The sequence below is a fragment of the Pseudomonas sp. RAC1 genome, assembly GCF_030658255.1.
Taxonomy (GTDB): Bacteria; Pseudomonadota; Gammaproteobacteria; order Pseudomonadales; family Pseudomonadaceae; genus Aquipseudomonas; species Aquipseudomonas boreofloridensis.
The window spans coordinates 192,890-212,974 of record NZ_JAUTXS020000038.1; the positions used below are offsets into that span (position 1 = coordinate 192,890).

General features: G+C 63.2%; 21 protein-coding genes. 17 read left to right on the top strand and 4 right to left on the bottom strand.

From position 1 onward, the window contains the following. The first annotated feature begins 125 nt into the window (after window positions 1-125). From bkdR to Q7C30_RS18280, 3 genes are all read left to right on the top strand, one after another. Entirely contained in the window at window positions 126-611 is a 486-nt protein-coding gene (gene bkdR / locus Q7C30_RS18270) for a Bkd operon transcriptional regulator BkdR (RefSeq protein WP_039579003.1), read from the top strand. A gap of 207 nt (window positions 612-818) precedes the next feature. Beyond that, window positions 819-2,060, top strand: a complete 1,242-nt coding sequence (locus Q7C30_RS18275; protein WP_317872564.1) for a glutamine synthetase family protein — start codon at window positions 819-821, stop codon at window positions 2,058-2,060. A 125-nt stretch (window positions 2,061-2,185) separates the two neighbouring features. Beyond that, the gene (locus Q7C30_RS18280) at window positions 2,186-3,541 is read left to right on the top strand and encodes an MFS transporter (RefSeq protein WP_317872319.1); all 1,356 of its coding nucleotides are present in this window, start codon (window positions 2,186-2,188) and stop codon (window positions 3,539-3,541) included. A gap of 62 nt (window positions 3,542-3,603) precedes the next feature. Here Q7C30_RS18280 and Q7C30_RS18285 read toward each other — a convergent pair whose 3' ends face one another. The 4 genes from Q7C30_RS18285 to flgA all read right to left on the bottom strand — a co-directional run bounded on the left by Q7C30_RS18285 (window position 3,604) and on the right by flgA (window position 6,168). Then, entirely contained in the window at window positions 3,604-4,347 is a 744-nt protein-coding gene (locus tag Q7C30_RS18285) for a flagellar regulator YcgR PilZN domain-containing protein (RefSeq protein WP_317872320.1), read from the bottom strand. A gap of 80 nt (window positions 4,348-4,427) precedes the next feature. Then, window positions 4,428-4,895, bottom strand: coding sequence for a flagellar protein FlgN (locus Q7C30_RS18290; RefSeq protein WP_304483253.1), 468 nt, complete (start codon window positions 4,893-4,895; stop codon window positions 4,428-4,430). 46 nt (window positions 4,896-4,941) lie between these two features. Further along, window positions 4,942-5,256, bottom strand: a complete 315-nt coding sequence (flgM, locus tag Q7C30_RS18295; RefSeq protein WP_039578995.1) for a flagellar biosynthesis anti-sigma factor FlgM — start codon at window positions 5,254-5,256, stop codon at window positions 4,942-4,944. Window positions 5,257-5,415: 159 nt separating this feature from the next. Continuing rightward, window positions 5,416-6,168, bottom strand: coding sequence for a flagellar basal body P-ring formation chaperone FlgA (gene flgA / locus Q7C30_RS18300; RefSeq protein WP_039578992.1), 753 nt, complete (start codon window positions 6,166-6,168; stop codon window positions 5,416-5,418). Between the two features lie 67 nt (window positions 6,169-6,235). Here flgA and Q7C30_RS18305 point away from each other — a divergent pair, with 67 nt between their 5' ends. The 14 genes from Q7C30_RS18305 to Q7C30_RS18370 all read left to right on the top strand — a co-directional run bounded on the left by Q7C30_RS18305 (window position 6,236) and on the right by Q7C30_RS18370 (window position 20,022). Then, window positions 6,236-7,165 carry a chemotaxis protein CheV gene (locus Q7C30_RS18305; RefSeq protein ID WP_317872321.1) on the top strand — a complete coding sequence of 310 codons (930 nt, stop codon included), beginning with the start codon at window positions 6,236-6,238 and terminating at the stop codon, window positions 7,163-7,165. 51 nt (window positions 7,166-7,216) lie between these two features. Next, on the top strand, window positions 7,217-8,044 hold the full coding sequence (cheR, locus tag Q7C30_RS18310; protein WP_029612439.1) for a protein-glutamate O-methyltransferase CheR: 828 nt from the start codon (window positions 7,217-7,219) through the stop codon (window positions 8,042-8,044). A 253-nt stretch (window positions 8,045-8,297) separates the two neighbouring features. After that, the gene (gene flgB / locus Q7C30_RS18315; protein WP_029612438.1) at window positions 8,298-8,705 is read left to right on the top strand and encodes a flagellar basal body rod protein FlgB; all 408 of its coding nucleotides are present in this window, start codon (window positions 8,298-8,300) and stop codon (window positions 8,703-8,705) included. A gap of 2 nt (window positions 8,706-8,707) precedes the next feature. Next, window positions 8,708-9,151 (top strand): flagellar basal body rod protein FlgC, encoded by a 444-nt coding sequence (gene flgC / locus Q7C30_RS18320; RefSeq protein ID WP_029612437.1) that lies wholly within the window; start codon window positions 8,708-8,710, stop codon window positions 9,149-9,151. A gap of 16 nt (window positions 9,152-9,167) precedes the next feature. After that, window positions 9,168-9,860, top strand: a complete 693-nt coding sequence (gene flgD / locus Q7C30_RS18325) for a flagellar hook assembly protein FlgD (RefSeq protein WP_295482391.1) — start codon at window positions 9,168-9,170, stop codon at window positions 9,858-9,860. A gap of 30 nt (window positions 9,861-9,890) precedes the next feature. Beyond that, window positions 9,891-11,249 (top strand): flagellar hook protein FlgE, encoded by a 1,359-nt coding sequence (gene flgE / locus Q7C30_RS18330; protein WP_039578988.1) that lies wholly within the window; start codon window positions 9,891-9,893, stop codon window positions 11,247-11,249. Window positions 11,250-11,321: 72 nt separating this feature from the next. Then, complete coding sequence (locus Q7C30_RS18335; RefSeq protein ID WP_039578985.1) at window positions 11,322-11,507, top strand: hypothetical protein; 186 nt, start codon at window positions 11,322-11,324, stop codon at window positions 11,505-11,507. 213 nt (window positions 11,508-11,720) lie between these two features. After that, a complete protein-coding gene (locus tag Q7C30_RS18340) occupies window positions 11,721-12,461 on the top strand; it encodes a flagellar basal body rod protein FlgF (protein WP_039578983.1) in 741 nt (246 codons plus the stop codon). Between the two features lie 48 nt (window positions 12,462-12,509). Continuing rightward, window positions 12,510-13,295: a flagellar basal-body rod protein FlgG gene (gene flgG, locus Q7C30_RS18345; protein WP_029612435.1), complete on the top strand. Its 786-nt coding sequence runs from the start codon at window positions 12,510-12,512 to the stop codon at window positions 13,293-13,295. 60 nt (window positions 13,296-13,355) lie between these two features. Further along, the gene (gene flgH, locus Q7C30_RS18350) at window positions 13,356-14,051 is read left to right on the top strand and encodes a flagellar basal body L-ring protein FlgH (protein WP_039578982.1); all 696 of its coding nucleotides are present in this window, start codon (window positions 13,356-13,358) and stop codon (window positions 14,049-14,051) included. Between the two features lie 6 nt (window positions 14,052-14,057). Then, window positions 14,058-15,173: a flagellar basal body P-ring protein FlgI gene (locus Q7C30_RS18355; protein ID WP_162889550.1), complete on the top strand. Its 1,116-nt coding sequence runs from the start codon at window positions 14,058-14,060 to the stop codon at window positions 15,171-15,173. A gap of 11 nt (window positions 15,174-15,184) precedes the next feature. Further along, a complete protein-coding gene (gene flgJ / locus Q7C30_RS18360; protein WP_039578981.1) occupies window positions 15,185-16,381 on the top strand; it encodes a flagellar assembly peptidoglycan hydrolase FlgJ in 1,197 nt (398 codons plus the stop codon). Between the two features lie 12 nt (window positions 16,382-16,393). Continuing rightward, window positions 16,394-18,439, top strand: coding sequence for a flagellar hook-associated protein FlgK (flgK, locus tag Q7C30_RS18365; protein WP_317872322.1), 2,046 nt, complete (start codon window positions 16,394-16,396; stop codon window positions 18,437-18,439). Between the two features lie 14 nt (window positions 18,440-18,453). Further along, a complete protein-coding gene (locus Q7C30_RS18370; protein WP_317872323.1) occupies window positions 18,454-20,022 on the top strand; it encodes a flagellar hook-associated protein 3 in 1,569 nt (522 codons plus the stop codon). The last annotated feature ends 63 nt before the right edge of the window (window positions 20,023-20,085 follow it).

Consider the following 20,085-nt stretch of genomic DNA (forward strand, 5'->3'; position numbering starts at 1 on the left):
GGCAGGTCAGCGTTCCCTACATCTTAGAGGCTGGCTCGGAGAATATTTCTCTCAAGTTGATTGCCTTTGCCGCAGGGCACAGATAAACATTCCGCACAACCACAAGAATCAGGTGAATTTGTCTCATGCGAAAACTCGATCGCACGGATATCGGCATTCTCAACAGCCTCCAGGAGAATGCACGGATCACCAACGCTGAACTGGCGCGCTCGGTGAACCTGTCGCCGACCCCTTGCTTCAACCGCGTCAAGGCCATGGAGGAGCAGGGCGTGATCCGTCAGCAGGTGACGTTGCTGTCGCCAGAGGTGCTGGGACTGGACGTCAATGTGTTCATCCATGTGAGCCTGGAGAAACAGGTGGAGCAATCGCTGCACCGTTTCGAGGAGGAAATCGCCGAGCGCCCGGAGGTGATGGAGTGCTACCTGATGACCGGCGATCCGGATTATCTGTTGCGTGTGCTGCTGCCCAGTATCCAGGCGCTGGAGCGCTTTCTCGACTACCTGACGCGCTTGCCGGGGGTGGCCAACATCCGTTCCAGCTTCGCCCTCAAACAGGTGCGTTACAAGACCGCCTTGCCGCTGCCGGCCAACGGCATGACCCTGCGTGAATAGGACGTAGCCATCACCCTGCGCGGGGTGCTTGATATTTTAAACACCCCCGGCCTATGTTGTGCCTGTCGCCGCTCGCGGCCAGCCAAAACAACAAGGATCTCTGTGATGACGACCCAAGGCCTGCGCTCTGCTGCCGAGCGCCTGACCGGCATCGACGAAATCGAATGCGTCACCCCCGACCTGAACGGCGTACCTCGAGGCAAGGTGATGACCGCCGAGGGTTTCCTCGAAGGGCGACGCTTGCAGATGGCGCGTGGCGTATTGCTGCAGTGCATCATGGGCGGCTACCCGCCGGCGAAGTTCTACGGCAGTGACGACGGTGATCTGGCACTGGTCGCTGACCCAAAACAGACCCACGTGCTGCCCTGGAGTGACCGCCCACGGGCGCTGGCGATTTGTGATGCGGTGGAGCTCGATGGCACACCCTCGCCGTTGTCCACGCGCGGCCAGCTCAAGGCGGTCATCGCACGCTATGCCGCCCTCGGCCTGGCGCCGGTGGTGGCCACCGAGCTGGAGTTCTTCGTCTTCGCCGCCAATCCGGATCCGCACCAGCCGTTCGTGCCGCCCCTGGGCCTGGATGGGCGTCGCGAACTGGGCCACTCGGCCTTCAGCGTCAGCTCCAACAATGGCCTGCGGCCGTTCTTCGACGAGGTGTACCGTTGCATGGCGGCGCTGGGGCTGCCGCGCGATACTTTCATGCACGAGATGGGGGTCAGCCAGTTCGAGATCAATCTGCTGCACGGTGATGCCTTGTTGTTGGCCGACCAGACCTTCCTGTTCAAGCACCTGCTCAAGGAAGTGGCGCTCAGGCACGGGCTGACCGTGGTGTGCATGGCCAAGCCGCTGGCGCACACGCCGGGCAGCTCGATGCACATCCACCAGAGCCTGGTCGAAATCGCCACAGGTCGAAATGTCTTCAGTGATGAGCAGGGGCGGGCGACCGAGCGCTTCGCTCACTTCATCGGCGGGCTGCAGGCTTGCATGGCCGACTTCACCGCGCTGTTCGCACCCAACGTCAATTCCTACCAGCGATTGTGTCACCCGTATGCCTCGCCGAACAACGCCTGCTGGTCGCAGGACAACCGCGCCGCCGGCCTGCGCATCCCGGCCAGCGCGCCCGTGGCCCGGCGCGTGGAAAACCGCCTGCCGGGGGCCGACTGCAACCCCTACCTGGCGCTCGCTGCCAGCTTGGCGGCTGGCCTTCACGGCCTGGAGCGCAGGCTGCAACCTGCACCGGCCGTGCAAGGCGAGTTCACCGTGCCTGAGCACCTGAGCCTGCCGTGCACCTTGCATGCCGGTCTAGAACGCCTGCGTCGCAGCGCACTGGCGCGGGAACTGTTCGGCGAGGTGTTCATCGAAGGATACGTCGCTACCAAGCTGCTGGAACTGAGCGATTTTCTCGACGAGATCACCCCTTGGGAGCGGCGGGTGCTGGCCGCGCAGGCCTGATCGAGACACGTTGTTCTGCGCCTGCGTCGCCGCTGGTTTTTTTTCCGGCCAGCGGCCCATGAACGGTTCACAGACCTTATGCTGTCCAGCAGCACCATACCTGCCCAAGGAGCCCGCGGGGTCGCATGCGCCAGATCTGGAAGTCTTTTCGTTCGTTGTATTTCGCTGCGTTGATGATGCTGATCGGTTCCGGTCTGCTCAGTACCTACCTGGCCCTGCGCCTGGCCGCCGATCAGGTCGACAGCCTGTGGGTGGGTGCGCTGATGGCCGCCAACTATTTCGGCCTGGCATTGGGCGGCAAGGTCGGCCATCGGCTGATCGGCCGGGTCGGACATATCCGGGCCTATGCCACCTGCGCCGGTATCGTCGGCGCGGCGGTGCTGGGACACGGCATGACCAACTACGTACCGGCCTGGATCGGCCTGCGGGTGATCGTTGGCCTGGGCATGATGTGCCAGTACATGGTCATCGAGAGCTGGCTCAACGAGCAGGCCGATGCCAAGCAGCGGGGTGCGGTGTTCAGCGGCTACATGATCGCTTCCTACCTGGGCCTGGTGCTGGGTCAGTTGATCCTGGTGGTACACCCGGCACTGGGTCCTGAGCTGCTGATGCTGGTGGCCATGTGCTTTGCCCTGTGCCTGGTGCCGGTGGCCATGACCCGTCGAATTCACCCTGCACCGTTGCGGCCTGCACCCATGGAGCCGAAGTTCTTCATCAAGCGGGTGCCGCAGTCGTTGAGCACGGTACTGGGCGCAGGATTGATCGTCGGTGCGTTCTACGGTCTGGCCCCGCTGTATGCAGCGCGCCAGGGGCTCAGTACCGAGCAGGTCGGTCTGTTCATGGGCTGCTGCATCTTCGCCGGTCTCGTGGTGCAGTGGCCGCTGGGCTGGTTGTCGGACCGCTATGACCGTGCGCTGCTGATTCGCAGCATCTCCTTAGGACTGGCCGTGGCGTCGCTGCCGCTGGCGATTCTGCCCAGCGTGCCCTTGGAGGTGTTGTTCGCGATGGGCTTCATCGTGTCGCTGCTGCAGTTCTGCCTGTACCCGCTGGCCGTGGCGTTTTCCAACGACCACGTGGAAAGCGAGCGGCGGGTGTCGTTGACGGCGATGTTGCTGGTGACCTACGGCGTCGGCGCGAGCATCGGGCCGCTGGTGGCGGGCGTACTGATGAAGGTACTTGGCGCGCAGATGCTGTACGCCTTCTTCGTGTTCTTCGCCTTGGTACTGGTCTGGCGCATACGGCCCAAAGCGGTTACCGGTCTGCACCAGGTGCAGGATGCGCCGCTGGGTCACGTGGCGATGCCGGCGGCGGGCTCGCCTTTGTCGGCGGCGCTCGACCCGCGGGTGGACGAGCAGACGGTTCAGGATGTGATGCAGACGCCGGTGGCGGCCGAAGACACCGAGGCCACCGAAGGCGAGATCGAGCATCCGGCTTCGGTCGATCCCGCTGTTTCCCAGGCGCCCCTGGACAAGTCAGGTTGAAGCGCATGGAACGCAAAAGGGCCGCTTGAGCGGCCCTGGCAATCCCGGCTAACGGCGCGGAATCAATAATCGTCTTTGTCGAATCGCCGCGCTTCACGCTGCAACTGATAAACGAAGCTCTCGACCTTGCGCTGGCCCTGGCCGCTGAGGTTGTGAAAGCGCAAGCCGGCAAAGGTGGTGTTGATGCGCTCTTCGAAGTGCAGGTGCCGTAGCTCCACCATCACATCGCTCAGGCCAAGCGGATTGGCAGCCTTGAAGCGTTCATAGACCTGACCCAGCTGCAGACGCTCCTCGACGTTGCCGTCGAAACGCAGCTTGCAACCGGTGGCGGATACGTCCAGCAACTTGCCGCGCATGGCGCCGTTGCCTTTGAGGTGCGTGCCATCGAGGGTGATGTCGACCAGTTGCGACAGCTTCAGCGCAGCGCGGAAGGCGTTACGACGCTGGTGGTAGGTCATTTCCTGCGGAAGCGCGCCACGGTAGCAGCGGTGCCCATCGACTTCACCGAGGGTCAGCGAGGTATTGCATTCCCAAGCGATGCGTACCCCATCATGAAAGCCCTCGACGCGGAAAGGCTCGCCGTTTTCGATGAATCGCTCACCATCACGGGGAATGAGCTCGTCCAGGGCCAGCACGTCGGCATCCCGGTCCACGTGAACCACGTAGCTCTGGAAACGCTGGTTGCGCTCGGGGAAGCTGATGATCAGCGGGTCGTGGCTGTCCATCAGTTGGCGCAGGTTGGCCGCAATTTCCAGCGCGGTGGTGAGCACCTTCGGTGGCTGAGGTGCATCGGTTTCAGTGAACACGGATTATCGATCTCCAGGCAAAAACGGCACACGCAAGTTACGGCATTTTGCCAGTATGATCCGTGCCTTGAACAGGACTATTAAACCTGGCTGATCGCCCGAGGCTTGTCCATGGGGGAGGTGGTGCCACGGCTGTCATACAGTGACGGAGAGTCGCCACCCATGAGGATTCTGATCTGATTGGCCGTAGCGTGCTGCTGCACCTGGATGACCCGACCGTTGGTCTCGTTGACCTTCTGGCAAGCGTCCATCAGGCCGGTCAGCACATCGAGCTGCTGGAGGATGAGCTCACCATTGACCGACTGCGCGGCAACGGCCTGCACGCCTGCCCGGTCGGCACTCAGGCCCAGCCCGTTGAGCAGGTGATTACGGCGCATGCCCTGCTGCTCGAGCAAGACGATCAGCGACTGCTTGCGGGCCAGGATGGTCTCCAGTACCTGCATGTCACGACCATGCAGGGCCACCGTCTCCTTTTGCAGGAGATCGAGCAGTTCCTGGGTCGGCGCGATATCGTCTTCGATCAGTTGCAGCAGTGTGGTGTCGTGCATGGCTGGCTCTGGGCTCTGGCGTCCTGTGAGTCAGCGCACCCGGGGGTTAGCGCTGAGCTTCGAAATCAAGCAGTTTGGAGGCGACACGGCCGGCATCGACCTTGTAGCTGCCATCGGCGATCGCTTGCTTCAACTGCGCCACACGGGCGTTGTCGACGGCGGGCTGATCGCGCAGCTTGTCGCTGATCTGTTGCAACTTCTGGGCCTCTTGGCTGAGGTGTACCGCTTCTCCGCTGACGCTGGCCGGCTTGCTGGTATCGCTGCTGGCCGCGGCTTTTTCGCTGTTGCCGCTGGCGCTCGTGCTACGCACGCCGCCCGCTACGGACGGGGAGTTATTCAAACGACTGAAGTCGATGACCATGATCAGAAACCTCTGGGTAAATAGGACGCTTGCCTTTGTTTCGGCTAACCCGGAGCAAACTTTAGGCATAAAAGTTTTGCCGTCCGTCAGTACAGGCGCGCATCCCGATTTCTGACCCAGTTTAGGAAAGGCGGTTCCTTGCCGCCAGTCCCCCACCCGTTACATAGGCACCTCGACCTGGCCCGGTCCGATCACCGTGGCCTTGACCACCCGCTTGGAATTGAGGTTGCGCACGCGGATCTGCTCGGTCAGGCCGCCTTTGGCCAGCGCCTCCCCCGGCATTCTCACGCTCAGGCCGCCGCTGCGGGCGGTAATCACCACCTGGTCGCCCTTGCGAATCACTTCGGCCTGCTCCAACTGCTGCAAGGTGAGCACCTGGTCCATCACGGTGGGGCGCAACAGCTTCATGCCCACGGCTTGATCGAGGTCGCTGATGAACCCTTGGCCCAGGCTGCTGACGTCGCGCTCGCGCAGGGTCACGTCGCCTTCGCCGATCACGCTTTCGCGCTTGAGCGGGCGGGTCATGACCACCACGTCGCGCAGCAGCTTGACCTGCGCCGGCACGAACACGGTCCACGGCGCTTCGCCGTCACAGCGTACCCGCACCGTCACTCGCCCCAGTGGCTGCGCCGGACTTTCCAGCGAGGCGTCCAGCGACTGGCTGCACAGCGGCATGCGCAGGCGCGGGTCGAGGTTGTTGACCTGGATGTCATAACGCCCAGGGGTCTGCGTGCGGCTCAGATAATCTTCGACGGTGAACTCAAGAAACCCTTGGGTGACACCGATAAGCTGTTCAGGCAAGGTAAACGAATCCGCCAGCGTGCGAGCGCCGGACGCGAACAGGCAAGCGGTGGCCAGAAAAAGGGCCACGAGGCGTGTCGGTCGTCGGAAAAATGTCGTTTTCGTGTACATGGGCTCAAAAAAGCAAAGCCCGTGCCGACTTGTTGTCTAGCAAGCAGAAAAACATAAGGAGTCTGGCATGGCTGGCGTTATGGATTCGGTCAACCAGCGCACACAGCTGGTTGGACAGAATCGCCTGGAGCTGCTGTTGTTCCGTCTCAATGGCGATCAACTCTACGGCATCAACGTGTTCAAGGTGCGGGAGGTGCTGCAGTGCCCGGACCTGACCCTGTTGCCCAAGTCACATGCGGTGGTGCGTGGCGTGGCGAACATTCGCGGGGCGACCATTCCCATTCTCGACCTGTCGATGGCCACCGGTCTGCCGGGCCTGAAGGAAGAGACGCGCAACAGTTTCGTGATCATCACCGAATACAACACCAAGACCCAGGGCTTCCTGGTGCACTCGGTCGAGCGCATCGTCAACATGAACTGGGAAGAAATCCATCCGCCACCCAAGGGCACCGGCCGCGATCACTACCTCACGGCGGTCACCCGTGTGGACAATCGCATGGTCGAGATCATCGACGTGGAGAAGGTGCTGGCCGAAGTGGCGCCGTCGTCGGAGTCGGTCTCGGCCGGCGTGGTGGATGCCGAAGTGCAGGACAAGGCCGTGTTGCTGCGGGTGCTGACGGTCGATGACTCGTCGGTGGCACGCAAGCAGGTCAGCCGTTGTCTGCAGACGGTGGGCGTGGAAGTGGTGGCGCTCAACGATGGTCGTCAGGCGCTCGACTACCTGCGCAAGCTGGTCGACGAGGGCAAGCGTCCGGAAGAAGAATTCCTGATGATGATTTCCGACATTGAAATGCCGGAGATGGACGGCTATACCCTCACTGCCGAGATTCGCAGCGATCCACGCATGCAAAAGCTGCACATCCTCCTGCATACTTCGCTGTCGGGCGTGTTCAACCAGGCGATGGTCAAGAAAGTCGGCGCTGATGACTTTCTGGCCAAGTTCAGGCCGGATGACCTGGCCCACCGCGTGGTCGACCGGATCAAGGCGACGCACTGAAACTGTCGGGGGTTCGCCCCCGGCGCAAGCGATTGGAAAGAGGCGGCAGCATTGTCTACGGGTAATTTGGATTTCGAACAGTTCAGGGTCTTCCTGGAGAAAGCCTGTGGCATCCTGCTGGGCGAAAATAAGCAGTATCTGGTGTCCAGCCGTCTCAACAAGTTGATGGAGCAGCAGGGCATCAAGAGCCTCGGCGAGCTGGTGCAGCGCATTCAGACCCAGCCACGCAGCGGTCTGCGCGAGCAGGTCGTCGATGCCATGACCACCAACGAAACCCTGTGGTTTCGCGATACCTATCCGTTCGAGGTGCTCAAGAGCCGGGTCATCCCGGAGTTCATTCGTGCCAACCCGGGGCAGCGCCTGCGCATCTGGTCGGCGGCGTGTTCGTCGGGTCAGGAGCCGTATTCGCTGTCGATGGCCATCGACGAATTCGAGCGCAGCAATCTTGGCCAGTTGAAGATGGGGGCGCAGATCGTTGCCACCGACCTCTCCGGCGCCATGCTGAACAACTGCAAAACCGGCGAGTACGACAGCCTGGCCATCGCCCGTGGCCTGTCCCAGGAACGCCTGCAGCGCTACTTCGACCCGAAAGGGCCGGGCCGCTGGGCGGTCAAGCCGCCGATTCGCAGTCGCGTCGAGTTCCGCTCGTTCAACCTGCTCGACAGCTACGCGTCGCTGGGCAAATTCGACATCGTGTTCTGCCGCAACGTGTTGATCTACTTCTCCGCCCAGGTGAAGAAAGACATCCTCATGCGCATCCATGCCACCCTCAAGCCGGGCGGTTACCTGTTCCTCGGCGCCTCCGAAGCGCTGAACGGCTTGCCGGATCATTACCAGATGGTCCAGTGCAGTCCGGGGATCATCTACCAGGCCAAGTAACGAAAAAGCCGGTGTCGAAAGACGCCGGTTTTTTCGTTCTGCGCGATCACGTCAATTTTTTGGATTGCCGCCGTTGCCGCTGCGCTTTTGCCGCTTCGCCGCCATGAAGCGGAAACCCCTTGCCGCTTTTCTGGCAGGCCAAACCCCTCGCTAAAGGTTCAATGCCCGGCATTGCTGGGCTGTAGCGTGTTGGCACAGCCCTTGCTATATCTTGGCCAACGCAACGCTGGTCAACCTTCGAAGGTTCCCCGACATGAGCATCAGCTTCGACAACGCCCTTGGCATCCACGAAAAGGCATTGGGTCTGCGCGCCCAGCGCGCCGAGGTGCTGGCCAACAACATCGCCAACGCCGACACCCCCGGCTACAAGGCCCGCGACCTGGACTTCGCCTCGGTACTGGCCGGTGAGTCCGGCAAGCGCACCGAAGAGCGGGTGTCGTTGCAGCGCACCAACAGCCGACACATCGAGGCCGAAGGCATGGCGCTGGCCGACGACACGCTCAAGTACCGCACGCCGATGCAGCCGTCGATCGACCAGAACACCGTCGATGCCCATATGGAACAGTCGAACTACACGCAGAACGCCATCGACTTCCAGGCCAGCTTCACCTTGCTCAACAGTAAATTCAAAGGGCTGGTATCGGCCCTGCGCGGAGAGTGACCATGTCCCTTGCCAGTGTCTTCAATATCGCCGGTAGCGGCATGAGTGCGCAGAACACGCGCCTGAACACCGTCGCTTCCAACATCGCCAACGCCGAGACCGTGTCCTCGAGCATCGACCAGACCTACCGTGCCCGCCACCCGGTGTTCGCCACCACCTTCGAGCAGGCGCAGAACGGTGGCAGCCAGTCGCTGTTCGAGGATCAGGGGCAGGCCGGCCAGGGCGTGCAGGTCAAGGGCATCATCGAGGACCAGAGCAATCTGGAGGCTCGCTACGAGCCCAACCACCCGGCAGCGAACAAGGACGGCTACGTCTACTACCCCAACGTCAACGTGGTCGAGGAGATGGCTGACATGATCTCCGCCAGCCGTGCGTTCCAGACCAACGCCGAGCTGATGAACACCGCCAAGACCATGATGCAGAAGGTCCTGACCCTGGGTCAGTGATCACGGAGTTTAAGACATGGCCACGAACCTCAATGAAGTCCTCGCCAATTCGGGCGTGAGCACCACTGCCAACACCAAGAAGAACACCACCGAGTCGACCGACAAGAACGCGCTCGGCAAAGATGCCTTCCTGCAGTTGCTGGTCACCCAGATGCAGCACCAGAACCCCCTCGACCCGCAGGACAACAGCGAGTTCGTCTCGCAGTTGGCGCAGTTCAGCAGCCTGGAGGGCATCCAGACCCTCAACCAGTCGGTCAACGGCATCACCAGCGCAATGGGTTCCTCTCAGGCCCTGCAGGCGTCCTCGCTGGTCGGTCGCTCGGTGATCGTGCAGAACGACAAGGCCATGATCGACCCGAGCAAGAGCCTCAATGGCCAGGTGGTGGTGCCGCAGAACATCGACAACGGCAAGATCACCATCAAGGACAAGGATGGCAACGTGGTCAAGACCATCGACCTCGGCGCGCAGAACAAGGGCAATGCCGACTTCATCTGGGATGGCACCAACGACAAGGGCGAGAAGGTCGCTGCCGGCAACTACAGCTTCAGCGCCACCACCACCGTCGATGGCAAGGCCCAGCAGATGTACACCCTGCTGCCGGCCACGGTCACCAGTGTCACTGTCGCCGGTGCGGGCGGCGAGATGATGCTCAACCTCGCCGGCATCGGCAAGGTCGGCATCTCCAAAGTACAAACCATCGGAATCTAAGGCCGGTCTGTTCGGCAGAAGGAGCACTACATGTCTTTCAATATCGGCCTTAGCGGTCTCTACGCAGCCAACAAGCAACTGGACGTCACCGGCAACAACATCGCCAACGTCAACACCACCGGCTTCAAGTCGTCGCGCGCCGAGTTCGCCGACGTCTATGCCGGCGCCAACCGTCTGGGCGTGGGCAAGAACCAGATCGGTAACGGCGTGCGCCTGGCCGCCGTCTCGCAGCAGTTCACCCAGGGTGACGTGAACAACACCGGCAACGTGCTGGACATGGGCATCCAGGGCCAGGGCTACTTCGTGCTCTCGGACAACGGCTCGCTCAGTTATACCCGTGCCGGTGCGTTCCGCACCGACAAGAACAGCAATGTGGTCACCTCCGACGGCTTGAACCTGCAAGGCTACGCCGCTGACAGCACCGGCAAGATCCAGAAGGGCATCCTCACCAATCTGAAGATCGACACCTCGGCACTGGCGCCCAAGGCGACCACCCTGATCGATCAGGGCATCAACCTGAACTCCTCCGCCGACACCATTCCCCTGGAAGTGTCCAACGGCGCCACGCCGCCGGTGATGGTGCCGAACAAGCCGTTCGACCCGGCCGACCAGACCACCTACACCAAATCGTTCCCGACCAAGGTCTACGATAACCAGGGCAACGAACACACGATGGAGCAGTTCTATCGCAAGACTGGCACCAACGAGTGGACCATGTACACCTTGGTCGATGGTCGCAACCCGCTCGATCCGACCAGTGCCGCGCCGCTGACCGGTACCATGGACTTCAATGCCGACGGCAGCATCAAGGCCATGGCCACCGACAACACCAGCGTGCCTGCCGCGAACTGGAGCGTGACCAACAACACCTTCAGCCTCAAGGGCTGGATCCCGGCGTCCAAGGACGCCTCCGGTAACTGGGCGAGCAACGGCTCGAGCGGCAACACCGACGGCATGCGCCTGTCGATGAACAGCACCACCTCGTACAACACCGAGACCGCGCGCATGTCGCAGAGCCAGGACGGTTACGCCACCGGCATCCTGTCGAGCCTGTCGATCGACTCCTCGGGGGTGATGTTCGCCAGCTTCAGCAACCAGCAGTCGCGTGCAATCGGCCAAGTGGCCATCGCCAGCTTCGCCAACGACCAGGGTCTGCAGCAGATCGGCGGTACCCGCTGGAAGGAAACCTTCGCTTCCGGCATTCCGGGTGTCGATGCGCCGAAGACCGGCACCCTGGGTTCGGTGGAGTCCAACTCCCTGGAAGCCTCGAACGTCAACCTGACACAGGAGCTGGTCGAGCTGGTCAAGGCGCAGAGCAACTACCAGGCCAACGCCAAGACCATCTCCACCGAAAGCACCATCATGCAGACCATCATCCAGATGACCTGATGGTCGTCGGTCGAGCGTAGTGATCCGAGCCCCTTTGCCTTGAAGGGGCTCGTCGTTTGTGCAGGAGTGATCATGAGGAAAGTCGCAGTCGCGCTGCTTGCCGGGCTGTGCCTGCTGCAGGCCCAGGCCGGTACCGCGCCCTGGTGGCGCTGGGAGAGTCAGGTGGACGGACGTCTGGTGTGCTCGCAGTGGTCGCCAGGGGAGGGCTGGAAGCGCTTCGCCGGGCCCTATGACAATGGCGGATGCCGTGACCGCTGAGGGCGGCTTCGCGGCTCTCGAACTTTTGGCACCCCCTTGCCACCGGCGGCAAAGCCGCGCCGGATAACCGACATCCAACCACTGCTCCGATCCCTCGAAAGCCCGTGTCCACGGGCTTTTTAGCGAATTCTGGAAAGTTGGTTCGGAACTTGCTTTACAGCCTGCACAGCAACGGTGAGCGGCAATCGATCGCCAGTGCAGCGGAGGATGACTGTGGACAAGATGCTTTATGTCGCCATGACCGGCGCCGCCCAGAACGCGGTGGCGCAGAAGGCGCATGCCAACAACCTGGCGAACGTTTCCACCAACGGCTTTCAGCGCGACCTGGAACAGGCGCGCTCGATGCCCGTGTTCGGCGACAGCTTTCCGGCGCGTGCCTTCGCCATGAGCGAGCGGCCCGCCACCGACTTCAGTGCAGGCCCGTTGATCGAAACCGGTCGTGACCTGGACGTGGCGGTCAGCGGCAACGGTTTCATGGCCGTGCAGGCGCCGGACGGCAGCGAAGCTTACGTGCGCACCGGCAGCCTGAACATCGACGCGCTCGGCGTGCTGCGTGCCGGCAATGGCATGGCGGTGATGGGCAACGGCGGACCGATCGCCATTCCGCCTGAGCAGAAAGTCGAAGTGGGTGACGACGGCACCATCAGCATTCGCGCCATGGGCGAAGATCCGCGGGTCATGGCCGAAGTGGACCGCATCAAGCTGGTCAACCCGGACATCAAGGCCATGCATAAAGGCCTGGATGGATTGATCCACACCAACAGCGGCCAGCCGGCCGATGCCGATGCCAACGTGCGCGTGGTCTCGGGTTTCCTTCAGGGCAGCAACGTCAATGCCGTGGAAGAAATGACCTCGGTGCTGGCGCTGTCCCGTCAGTTCGAACTGCACGTCAAGATGATGAAGGCCGCCGAAGAAGGCGACCAAGCCATGGCTCGGGTCTTGCAACTCGGCTAATTACCTTTGAACGGGTGCCGTAAAACAGGCGCACGAGGAGAACACTGAATGCTTCCGGCTCTTTGGGTCGCTAAAACCGGCCTCTCCGCACAGGACACCAACCTGTCGGTCATCTCCAACAACCTGGCCAACGTCTCGACCACTGGCTTCAAGCGCGACCGTGCCGAGTTCCAGGACCTGCTGTACCAGACCAAGCGTCAGCCTGGCGCCCAGTCGACCCAGGACAGCGAGCTGCCGTCGGGTCTGCAGGTCGGTACCGGTGTGCGCGTCGTCGGCACCCAGAAGAACTTCCAGACCGGCAGCCTGCAGACCACCGAGAACCCGCTGGACCTGGCCGTCAACGGCCGGGGGTTCTTCCAGGTCCTGCAGCCTGATGGCACCGTTTCCTATACCCGTGACGGCACCTTCCACCTCAATTCGGACGGCCAGATCGTCACCGCCAACGGTTTCGCCCTGGAGCCTGCCATCGTCGTGCCGCCGGAGGCGCAGACCTTCACCGTCGGCCAGGACGGCACCGTGTCGATCACTGTGCCCGGCAACCCGGCCGCGCAGATCATCGGCAACATCCAGACCGCCGACTTCATCAACCCGGCCGGCCTGCAGGCGATCGGCAGCAACCTGTTCTTCGAGACCGCCGCCAGCGGCGCGCCGCAGGTGGGCACCCCGGGCCTGAACGGGCTGGGTACCACGCTGCAGCAGACCCTGGAGAACTCCAACGTCAGCACCGTGGAAGAACTGGTGAACATGATCACCACCCAGCGTGCCTACGAGATGAACTCCAAGGTCATCTCCACCGCCGACCAGATGCTGTCGTTCGTCACCCAGAAACTCTGAGCCCTGGCTCTAGCGACCCGGCTGCCGTGGCAGCGCCCGTTACACCGTGAGGTAAGCGTCATGAATCGTCTGTTGTCCGTCGTCGCCCTGGGTGGTGCCGTGTTGCTGGCCGGCTGCGTCGCACCGTCGGCCAAGCCCAACGACCCGTACTATGCGCCCGTGCTGCCACGCACCCCGCTGCCGTCGGCGGCCAACAACGGTTCGATCTACCAGGCCGGGTTCGAACAGAACATGTACGGCGACCGCAAGGCGTTCCGGGTCGGTGACATCATCACCATCACCCTCAACGAGCGCACCTCGGCGAGCAAGAATGCCGGTTCGCAGTTGCAGAAGAACAGCAAGGCCAACCTCGGTCTGACCTCGTTGTTCGGCACCACCCCGAACACCAACAACCCGTTCGGCGGTGGCGACCTGTCGCTCAATGCCGGCTACAACGGCGATCGCACCACCAAGGGCGCCAGCCAGGCCAGCCAGGGCAACACCCTGACCGGCTCGGTCACCGTGACCGTGGCCGAGGTGCTGCCCAACGGCATCATCGCCGTGCGCGGCGAGAAGTGGATGACCCTGAACACCGGCGAAGAGCTGGTGCGCATCGCCGGGCTGGTGCGTGCCGACGACATCGCCACCGACAACACCGTGCCGTCCACCCGTGTGGCCGACGCGCGCATCACCTATTCGGGCACCGGCTCCTTCGCCGACGCCAGCCAGCCCGGGTGGCTGGACCGCTTCTTCATGAGCCCGCTTTGGCCCTTCTGAGTACGGATGACCATGTTCAACGCCAGGCAGTTGATTGCCGCGACCTTGCTCCTGACCTTCGCCGTCGCCGCCCAGGCCGAACGGCTGAAGGACATCGCCAGCATTTCCGGCGTGCGCGCCAACCAGCTGATCGGCTACGGGCTGGTGGTGGGGCTCAACGGCACCGGTGACCAGACCACCCAGACGCCGTTCACCCTGCAGACCTTCAACAACATGCTCTCGCAGTTCGGCATCAAGGTGCCGCCGGGATCGGGCAACGTGCAGCTCAAGAACGTCGCGGCGGTGTCGGTGCATGCCGACCTGCCGGCGTTCGCCAAGCCGGGGCAGGTGATCGACATCACCGTGTCCTCGATCGGTAACTCCAAGAGCCTGCGCGGCGGCAGCCTGCTGATGACGCCACTCAAGGGTATCGACGGCAACGTCTATGCCATCGCCCAGGGCAACCTGGTGGTCGGTGGCTTCGACGCCGAAGGTCGCGACGGCTCCAAGATCACCGTCAACGTGCCGTCGGCCGGACGCATTCCCGGCGGCGCCTCGGTCGAGCGCGCGGTGCCGAGCGGCTTCAACCAAGGCAATACCTTGACGTTGAACCTCAACCGCCCCGACTTCACCACGGCCAAGCGCATCGTCGACAAGGTCAACGAGCTGCTCGGCCCGGGCGTGGCCCAGGCATTGGACGGCGGATCGGTCCGCGTCAGCGCGCCGATGGACCCCAGCCAGCGCGTGGACTACCTGTCGATCCTGGAGAACCTGGAGATCGATCCCGGCCAGGCCGTGGCCAAGGTCATCATCAACTCGCGTACCGGCACCATCGTGATCGGCCAGAACGTGAAAGTCTCGCCCGCCGCCGTCACCCACGGCAGCCTGACCGTGACCATCACCGAAGACCCGATCGTCAGCCAGCCGGGGCCGCTGTCCAACGGCCAGACCGCCGTGGTGCCGCGCTCGCGGGTCAACGCGCAGCAGGAAGCCAAGCCGATGTTCAAGTTCGGCCCGGGCACCACGCTGGACGAGATCGTCCGTGCGGTGAACCAGGTCGGCGCGGCGCCGGGTGATCTGATGGCGATCCTCGAAGCCCTGAAACAGGCCGGCGCCTTGCAAGCCGACCTGATCGTGATCTGAGGAGCCTGGCGATGACCCCCAAGAGCCTGGTCTCCGGTAGCGCCGACAGCGGCGCCTACACCGACCTCAATCGCCTGAGTTCGCTCAAGCACGGCGACCGCGACAGCGAGGGCAACATCCGCAAGGTGGCCCAGGAGTTCGAATCGCTGTTCATCGGCGAGATGCTCAAGGCCTCGCGCAAGGCGGGCGATGTCATGGCGGCCGACGACCCGATGAACACCGAGACGGTCAAGCAGTACCGCGACATGTACGACCAGCAGTTGTCCGTGAGCATGTCCCGCGAGGGCGGCGGTATCGGTCTGCAGGACGTGCTGGTGCGCCAGTTGTCGAAGAACAAGGCCGCGCGTCCCAACACCAGTCCGTTCCCGCGCGTGGACGGTAATGCGCCGGCGCTGTGGGGCACCAAGGTGGTCGCCGCGCCGCAGGCGATGGAGTCCACGGCGACCCGCAACGACGTGGCGGCGCTCAATGCGCGGCGCCTGTCGCTGCCCGGCAAACTCACCGATCGCCTGTTGGCCGGCATCGTGCCGTCGGCGAGCGCGCCTGCGGCGGCTGGCAACGCCGCGGCACTGCCGCAACGCGGCGACATTCCCCCCGGCGGCGTGGCCACTGGCGACTGGGAACCGGCGCAAGCGTTCGCCGCGCCCGGGCGTGACCTGCAGATCCTCGGCCGCGCCGTGGCCCAGCCACCGCTGGCGCCGAAGAAAGCGTTCGCCGACAGCGACGCTTTCGTTGCCACCATGCTGCCGATGGCCGAGCAGGCCGCCAAGCGCATCGGCATCGATCCGCGCTATCTGGTGGCCCAGGCGGCCCTGGAAACCGGCTGGGGCAAGTCGGTCATGCGCAACCCCGACGGCAGCAGCAGTCACAACCTGTTCGGCATCAAGGCCACCGGCAACTGGCAGGGTGGCGAGGCGCGGGCGATCACCAGCGAGTTTCGTGACGGCCAGTTCGTCAAGGAGACGGCGGCGTTCCGCTCCTACGCGTCGTACCAGGACAGCTTCCACGACCTGGTCAGCCTGTTACAGAACAATTCGCGCTATCAAGCTGCGGTGAACGCAGCCGATAAACCGGAACAGTTCGTGCGAGAGCTGCAGAAGGCGGGGTATGCCACCGACCCCAACTACGCCAGCAAGATCTCGCAGATCGCACGACAAATGAAGTCGGACACGAGCTACGCAATGCTCGGGACCACCACGCAACTTTAAGGGCAGCGAAACATGGCGAGCTTGATCAACATTGGCATGTCCGGGCTGGGCGCCGCGCAATCGGGGTTGCATACCCTGGGTAACAACATCGCCAACGCCGATGTGGACAGCTACTCTCGCCAGCAGATCGTGCAGAAGACCAAGGGCTCGCAGCAGACCGGCACGGTCTTCATGGGCAGCGGCACGACCCTGGCCGACGTGCGCCGGGTGTACAACGCCTTCCTCGAGAACCAACTGCGCACCACCACCTCGTTGTCCAGCGACGCCACCTCGTACCTCAAGCAGATCGCTCCGCTCGATACGGCGCTGTCGAGTGCCGACACCGGCATCACCGCAGCGCTGAAGGGCTTCTTCAACGCCATGCAGGACGCGGCGGCCAAGCCCAACGAGGACGCCTCGCGGCAATTGCTGCTGACTGGCGCGCAGACCTTGTCCAAGCGCTTCAACAGCCTGTCCTCGCAGCTCAATCAACAGAACACCAACCTCAACGCCAACATGGCGTCGATGGCCGACCAGGTGAACAAGCTCACCACCACCATCGCCCAGTTCAACGAGCAGATTTCCCGTGTCTCGGCGATCCAGGGCCAGCCCAACGACCTGCTCGATCAGCGCGACGGTGCGGTGCGCGAACTGAACAAGCTGGTCGGCACCCAGGTGGTCGAGCGCGAAGGCAACTACGACATCTACTTGCCCAACGGCCAGGCGCTGGTGCTCGGCAAGACCACCCAGGCCCTGGAAGTGGCGCCGGGTCGCGACGATCCCACGCGCATGAGCCTGGTCATCAACCGCGGCAGCACCAAGATGGACATCACCGCCTCCACCACCGGCGGTGAGCTCGGCGGCCTGCTGCGTTACCGCAAGGAAACCCTGGACCCGGCACTCAACGAGCTGGGCCGCGTGGCGCTGGTGATCTCCGACGCGATCAACAGCCAACTGGGGCAGGGCATCGACAAGAACGGCGAGTTCGGCGCGCTGCTGTTCGGCGACATCAACAGCGCCAAGGCCGTCAGCGAGCGCAGCATCGCCCGACAAGGCAACAGTGCCGGTTCCGGCAACCTCGATGTGACCATCAAGGACAGCGGCAAGCTCGGCACCAGCGATTACCAGGTGACCTTCACCAGCGCCACCGGCTACAACGTGCGCAAGCTGCCCGATGGCACCGACATGGGCAATTTCGACCTGACCGACAACCCGCCCAAGGTGATCGAAGGTTTCAGCCTGTCGCTCAACGGCGGCGCGGTGTCCGCCGGTGACAGTTTCAAGATCACCCCGACGCGCAATGCCGCTGCCGGTATCCAGGCGGTGCTGACCGACCCCAAGCGCCTGGCCATGTCCTCGCCACTGAGTGTGGTCAACGGCGGGGGCAACCAGGGCACCGGATTGGTCAACCAGCCGACCCTGACCTCCAAGCTGGACATCTACAACGCCACCGACCGCGCCGAGTTGCAGACGGGCCTGAAGTACTCCACGCCGGTCAAACTGGTGTTCGGCGACGACTCCGCCTCGCCTCAGGGCTATACCCTGTACGACGCCAAGGGCAATTCGATCGGCACCGGCACCATCATCCCCGGCCAGAGCAACAAGCTGCAGCTTTCGGTGCCGATGGTCGACGGCTCCGGCAACCCGATCATGGACGGCGCCACCCAGCGTAATTTCACCTTCGAGATGGACGTGTCGGGTGCGCCGAAGAGCGGTGACAACTTCACGGTGTCGCTGACCGCCGGCGGTTCCTCCGACAACCGCAACGCCCAGTCGATTCTCGACCTGCAAACCAAGGCCACGGTGGACGTCGGCGCTGACGGCCGTGGTATCAGCATGACCGACGCCTACGCCAAGCTGGTGTCCAACGTCGGCGGCAAGGCCAGCCAGGCGAGCATGGACATGGATGCCACCGACGCGTTGCAGAAGTCGGCACTGGAGGGGCGCGACAGCGTCTCGGGCGTGTCGATCGATGAAGAGACCGGCAACCTGGTCAAGTTCCAGCAGTACTACACCGCGTCCTCGCAGATCATCAAGGCGGCCCAGGCCACCTTCGCCACCTTGATCAACAGTCTTTGAAGGAGACGTAGACCGTGCGCATTTCCACTTCGCAGTTCTACAACACCAGCAGCACCAACAACCAGCGCAGCTTCGGCAACCTGGTCAAGACCCAGCAGGAAGCCACCGATCTGGTCCGCGTGCGTACCGCCGCCGACGATCCGGTGGGCGCCTCGCGGCTGCTGCAACTCGATCAGCAGAAGAACATGCTGGACCAGTACAAGACCAACACCACCAACGTGCGCAACGCGCTGGGCACGGCAGAGAGCACGCTCAACGGCATCAGCAACATCCTGCAGCGTGTCAACGAACTGGCGGTCAGTTCCGGCAACGCCGGCTTCACCGACGACGACCGCAAGGCCAATGCCGCCGAGCTGAAATCGCTGGAGGAGCAATTGTTCTCCCTGATGAACAGCCGTGACGAGAACGGCAAGTACCTGTTCTCCGGCTCCAAGGGCGACACCCCACCGTATGCCCGCAACGCTGACGGCACCTACAGCTATCAGGGTGACCAGAGCCAGCTCAAGCTGCAGGTCGGTGACATGCTCAGCCTGGCGACCAACGAGACGGGTTACGACGCCTTCGAACAGGCGCTCAATACCAGCCGCAGCCAGACCCGCCTGACCTCGCCGGCGGTGGACGACGGACGCGTGAGCCTGTCCGATGGGCAAGTGTCCGGCAGCGCCACCTACAACGACCGCTTCCGCGGCGGCGAGCCGTACAACATCGAGTTTCTCAGCAGCACCCAGTACCGCATCCTCGACGCCGGTGGCAACGATGTCACGCTGGAAGCCTCTCAGGGCGGCACGTTCGACCCCAAGAGCGACAACCCTTCGATCTCTTTCCGCGGAGTGGACCTGCGTCTGGGCATCAGCCTCAAGCCGGGCGACCAGGCCAACCCGGATGCAGCCATCGCAGGGCACACCTTCAGCCTGAGCTCCAAGGCCGACTCCATCGCCGGCACGCGCAGCCCCGGCAACAGCTCTTCGGCGCAGGTGACCGGCGCTACCATCAGCAACCAGGGCCAGTACAACGCCTCGTTCCCGGGCGGCGGTGCGGTCTTGAAGTTCACCAGCGCCACCGACTTCGAGCTGTACGCCGCACCGATGAGCGACAATAGCCGCCCGATCTCCAGCGGAACGCTGTCAGGTTCAACGGCGACCGCCTCGGGCGTGAGCTTCCAACTATCGGGCACCCCCAGTGCCGGTGACGCGTTCGGCATCAAGGTCGATACCCATCAGACCCAGAACGTACTCGACACCATCGGCCAGTTGCGTGCGGCCCTGAACTCCCCTGTAGACAGTGATCCGACGGCCAAGCGCAACTTCCAGGCCGCCTTGGATTCGGCGATCGGCAATGTCCGCAGCGCGTCCGATCAGGTCGCCTCGTCCATCAGCAGCATCGGTGGCCGCGGTGCGGCGCTGGACGTGCAGTCCGAGACCAACGAGGCACTGACCACCGAGAACGCCAAGACCCAGAGCTCGATCCGCGACAGCGACCCGGCATCGGTGATGATGCGCCTGCAGATGCAGACCAACATGTATCAGGCTTCGCTGCAGTCCTACGCCAAGATCGCCAGTTTGTCGTTGGTCAATTACATCTGATCCCTCCTGCGTCATCGTCCGTGCGCTCGCGCTCGTGAGCGCGGCGCGCGGGCCTTTCACAAG